Below are 4,342 nucleotides of genomic sequence, written 5' to 3' on the forward strand. Positions count from 1 at the left end.
TAATCAAAACTCTCCGACTTTCCGCTATCGAAAAGGTCTGTGGAGCAGTCAAGTATCACCATGACTTCAAGCCCCTCACTAAGCTCCCCGTCGCAATAATATGTAGGCACTGTGCAAACTGTCTTGCCGTCTGTGAGCTTAATTTCGGCCGTGTTGTCGCCTATGGTCTGTACTGTGCCGAAAAAGCTGGGGAGGTCACGGTTTAGCTGTTCTTCATAGTTTTTCTCTCCATTTTCGTCATATTCGGCAACATACAGTTGATTAAGGATAAAATTATTGTCCTTGAAAAGATACCCCACATATACAACATCATCGACTTCATCGGGATAGTTTATTTCCTGATATACTATAAGATCGTTCAGGTCGGCTTTTAATGTTCTTTGTGGATCTGTAAATTCACAGGCAGATCCGCCCGTTCTTGTCATAGTACAAATGCCGCCGCTGTTTGAAAAAACTTTGCCGTTTTGACCTATAACATCACACAGCTTGATTTTAGTTATTCCATCATCAACGGTAAGAACAGCAGTGACCTTTTCACCAAGCTTATTGTTTATGATCTGTTCTGAGTGGAGCTTTGATCCAGGATAATAAACTATATCGTCTTTAAAGTTATCTCTTGAAAGCGGCAATGTATAGCTTTTGCCCTCATATGTGAATGTAAGCTGTTCATTCTCATATTTTTCTGTTTCCACAGTTATGTTCTTAAATTCCGAACTTGGCTTTGACACGGTGCTCTCCGGCATATTTGACACGCTGTCAACAGCAGAGAGATCCGACTGTGGTTTATTTTCCCCACAGGAAGTCAGAAAAATAACAGCAGAAAACACGATACACGAAAACGTCATAAACTTCTTTTGTTTCATGATCTACCTCACTGCATAAGCATATTTATATCAAACTCATAATCAAGATCGCCGCTTTCAGCGTCAAGATAAATAAATCGCTGAATATTGCCTGCAGATGAATATTCATCACCTACTGGCATTTCATTTTCGGGAACATCCATAACAAACTCCCAGACCAAATGGCTGTCAAATTTTATGCCTGCATCGTAGCAGCTTTGACCGTTTTTATTATCGTTAAGAGGGGTGAGTGTGTATTTAAGGTCAATGGCACTTATCTCCATTTTCTCATTAAAATCTGTAAAAGTATTTTCAATAAACCCCATTGCACTTGACAGGGAAATTATCTTATCAACAGATCTTTCTTTTTTTGGTATCAAGATACCGTTGCCGTTAGTAAGGCTGCCTATCTCGTCGCTTTTAAACATCTGCATATATATGCCCTGCGTGATATATTTCATTTTCGACATACTTTCATCAGACGTATCTGTCATTTGCACAAGATCGTCAAGCAATACGCCGTTGTATTTTTTAGACGCATGGATATCAAAAGAGTAAATGCCCTGATCGCTTTGTCTTACAATTATAGTTTTAACGGCTATCTCCAAGTCAGGTTCAAGATCGGCATAGTTCTTATCGAGCCATTCCTGAGCAAAATCAGCTGCCTGCTTGATCGTGACTGAAGTTCCGTCCAGTTCATAGCTGTCTGAAAGATCGTCATCTCTGTCAATATGATAGATCTTGACTCTGTTTCCACCGTTAAAGAGATCATCAAAAGCTGAGGGCTTGGCAAAACAGATAAAGCCGTTATTTCCAACGCAGCCATACATTTTCTCGTCATCGTCGCTAAAGCTGTAACTTACCATGCCGTCGCCGGTTTCATCATGAACTGTATTCTCACGGTCGAGAACATCCTTGCCAAAAATCCGGGTCATTATCTTTTCGTAATTTTCCTCATAATCCGATATCTGAGTAAAATCGACTTCGCAGTAATCTTCGGGCAATTCCACACTGATATTTTCTCTCAGATCAAATTGAGTATAGCTTTTATCAAGAGCATTGTCTATGTCATCACTGAGTTTGTTGGAAGATATGTACTGTATAGCTGTGATCTCATTTCTCTCTTTACTGTCTTTCTCGGCAGAGAATCTTACGCTGTCAGGTGTCTGCGCACAGCCTGCAAGAACGACAGCCACCGCTGCGGCAAGTAATTTTAGATTTTTCATGTTTTTATCTCCCAGTCTAAAGTTATATGAAAAATATACAGATGCTAATACATGTACTGCACAGTTATATATACTGTGCAGTACATGTATTAGCATCTATTCAGCACTATTGCCCGAATTTATTAGCCTTTTATTGAACCATATGCAGAATATCCACCTGAACCGTAGTTTTTCAATGTTGCTGAAACAGTTATCTTAACACCAGTTTTTACATTTGCCTTTGTTTTTGTTGTAACACTTGAGACATTTGAGTTTATTCCCATGGGGTTGAACAAATTCACATAAGCAGAACCATTTCCTCTAGTGAACGATGTGATTTTCATCGTTTGTGTTGGCGTAGATGTATATACCGTCCAAGAATTCTTTGTAGTATTATCAGATGATGGTGCTCCGCTTGTATAATGGAGATTAATTGAACCAGAATATGCACTTGCACCGATTGCCATAGAACTCATCATCATAACAGCAGCACCCATAGCTGCGATTCTCTTTACAAACTTTTTCATAAATATCATTCGTTTTATATTATAACATCCAAATATTTGAATGTCAATGTTTTGTTGCAGAGTAATTTAACTTTATCATATCACACAATTATTACAACGGATAATTGTGCATAATAAATATTTATATCTTCATTGGGCTCAGCAGCTTTCAATTATACAAACCGAAAAAGCAGTGAAAATGGCTGATTGAAATACATAAGTTTGTATGTTTTCACAATTGCACGTACTTGTTTTTATTATTGCATAAAAAATGTGCACTCCTTTCCTCAAGATTTTGTCTTCTCATATAGTAAGATACAAGCTTGAGTGAATTTGTACACACTTTTTCAGAAAAACATTTTATTTTGTAGAGTTTACCGAATCAGCCATCTTAATTATGTCACTTTTACACAAATCTCCGGTTATTGTATAAGAATATCTGCCATCAGTCCATACAATAGTTGATGTATCGGCATCGTAAGACAGCAGAGCGTCATTGTCATTTATCGATACCTTTTCAGTTGTCCTGTTTTGCGTATCTATCTGATTATTCGTTAATATACTGCTTTGAGTGTACTCGATAAATTCATTATTAGAAGAATAATCAATGATAAGCATAGTTTCTTCTTGAGTTCGGTCCTGTTCAGCAAATCCATTCGGGATATATGTTGGTTCACAACACACAAAAGCATCTGTAAGATCATCAGCAGGAACATCCCCATGTACATTCCAGACATCAGTATTATTATCATTGCTGCTTGCAAACAAACCAACAAACCATTCTCTTAACGTCGGAACAGCAGCTACTGTTATCGATCCGATCATAAGCATTGCGGCAATTATGAATATCATCTTTTGCAAGGTCGTCTTTATCAATGAATGGGGTGTTTTATCTTGATCTTTGGACAATCTGCGGATCCTTCTTCTGTATGCTGATGAAAAATCACATTTTTCATCGGATATCAGCTGCATTTCTTTTGCACATGGCAGCACAACTGCTTGTTCGATCGCTTTGCAGAAATTTTCATTTTCGTTCATAGTTTGCACCTCTCAGCTTTTCCAATAAAATAGCTTCAGCTTTTCTCAGATACTTATATACTGTATTTCTGGATATCCCCATTAAATCAGCGGTTTCATTTGCGTTGTGACCGTAATAATAAAAATAAGTGATAACAGCTTTATACTTGTCTTCAAGCTGACCAATAGCGTTAGTCAGATCAGAAATATCATACTCATTAAGCTTAGCTATATCCGGCACATATTCAGAATCCTCAAATGAGTCATTTTCAAAATATTTTTTCTCCGTGTTGTAGATCCGATATGATGCCCTTCTAATAGTTATAATCAAATAAGCGTCCATTTTGTACACAGGCAAATTGTGAACTTTTTTAAAATTTTCTGCTATCCTGTAAAAAGCCTCCCAAACGGCTTCTTCTGCCAATTCGTGTGAATTAAGAATTTTAAAGGCTTCACGATATAATTTTCGTTCATATTTATTTACTATATTTTGAAAATCGCTTTTATCTTCCTCATCATCGATCAATGCCATACACACGCCAAGCATTTCATCACATCCTATATACTTTATAATGTATCAAGTATAACATTATTTATGTATAAATTCAAGGGGGATTGTCTGTAGAATTAACATCTTGTTGATTGTGAAATGTTTGTTAACATCAACACGGAAGTTGAAATAGCCGATTACTTATATGTAGTGCTACAATAGATATTGGACAAAATTAAGAAAAAAGAAAAGAGAGATAGGCAAAAATCTGATAAAATAAAG

The 4,342-nt window shown here is 36.9% G+C and carries 5 protein-coding genes; all 5 read right to left on the reverse strand.

Going from position 1 to position 4,342, the window contains the following annotated elements; all coding sequences use genetic code 11:
- The coding region (locus AB5Z01_RS13470) for a hypothetical protein (RefSeq protein ID WP_368365608.1) at positions 1 to 863 on the reverse strand (863 nt) is incomplete at its 3' end.
- A gap of 8 nt (positions 864 to 871) precedes the next feature.
- Positions 872 to 2,068: a hypothetical protein gene (locus AB5Z01_RS13475; RefSeq protein ID WP_287216457.1), complete on the reverse strand. Its 1,197-nt coding sequence runs from the start codon at positions 2,066 to 2,068 to the stop codon at positions 872 to 874.
- 122 nt (positions 2,069 to 2,190) lie between these two features.
- Positions 2,191 to 2,574: a hypothetical protein gene (locus tag AB5Z01_RS13480; protein ID WP_287216459.1), complete on the reverse strand. Its 384-nt coding sequence runs from the start codon at positions 2,572 to 2,574 to the stop codon at positions 2,191 to 2,193.
- Between the two features lie 339 nt (positions 2,575 to 2,913).
- Positions 2,914 to 3,591, reverse strand: coding sequence for a DUF4367 domain-containing protein (locus tag AB5Z01_RS13485; protein WP_287216460.1), 678 nt, complete (start codon positions 3,589 to 3,591; stop codon positions 2,914 to 2,916).
- Positions 3,578 to 4,102 carry an RNA polymerase sigma factor gene (locus AB5Z01_RS13490; RefSeq protein ID WP_368365609.1) on the reverse strand — a complete coding sequence of 175 codons (525 nt, stop codon included), beginning with the start codon at positions 4,100 to 4,102 and terminating at the stop codon, positions 3,578 to 3,580. Before AB5Z01_RS13490 ends, AB5Z01_RS13485 begins: the two co-directional genes overlap by 14 nt.
- Between the last annotated feature and the right edge of the window lie 240 nt (positions 4,103 to 4,342).

The organism is Ruminococcus sp. RTP21359st1_H3_RTP21359_211015 (genome assembly GCF_040909065.1).
Lineage (GTDB): Bacteria > Bacillota > Clostridia > Oscillospirales > Ruminococcaceae > Hominimerdicola > Hominimerdicola aceti.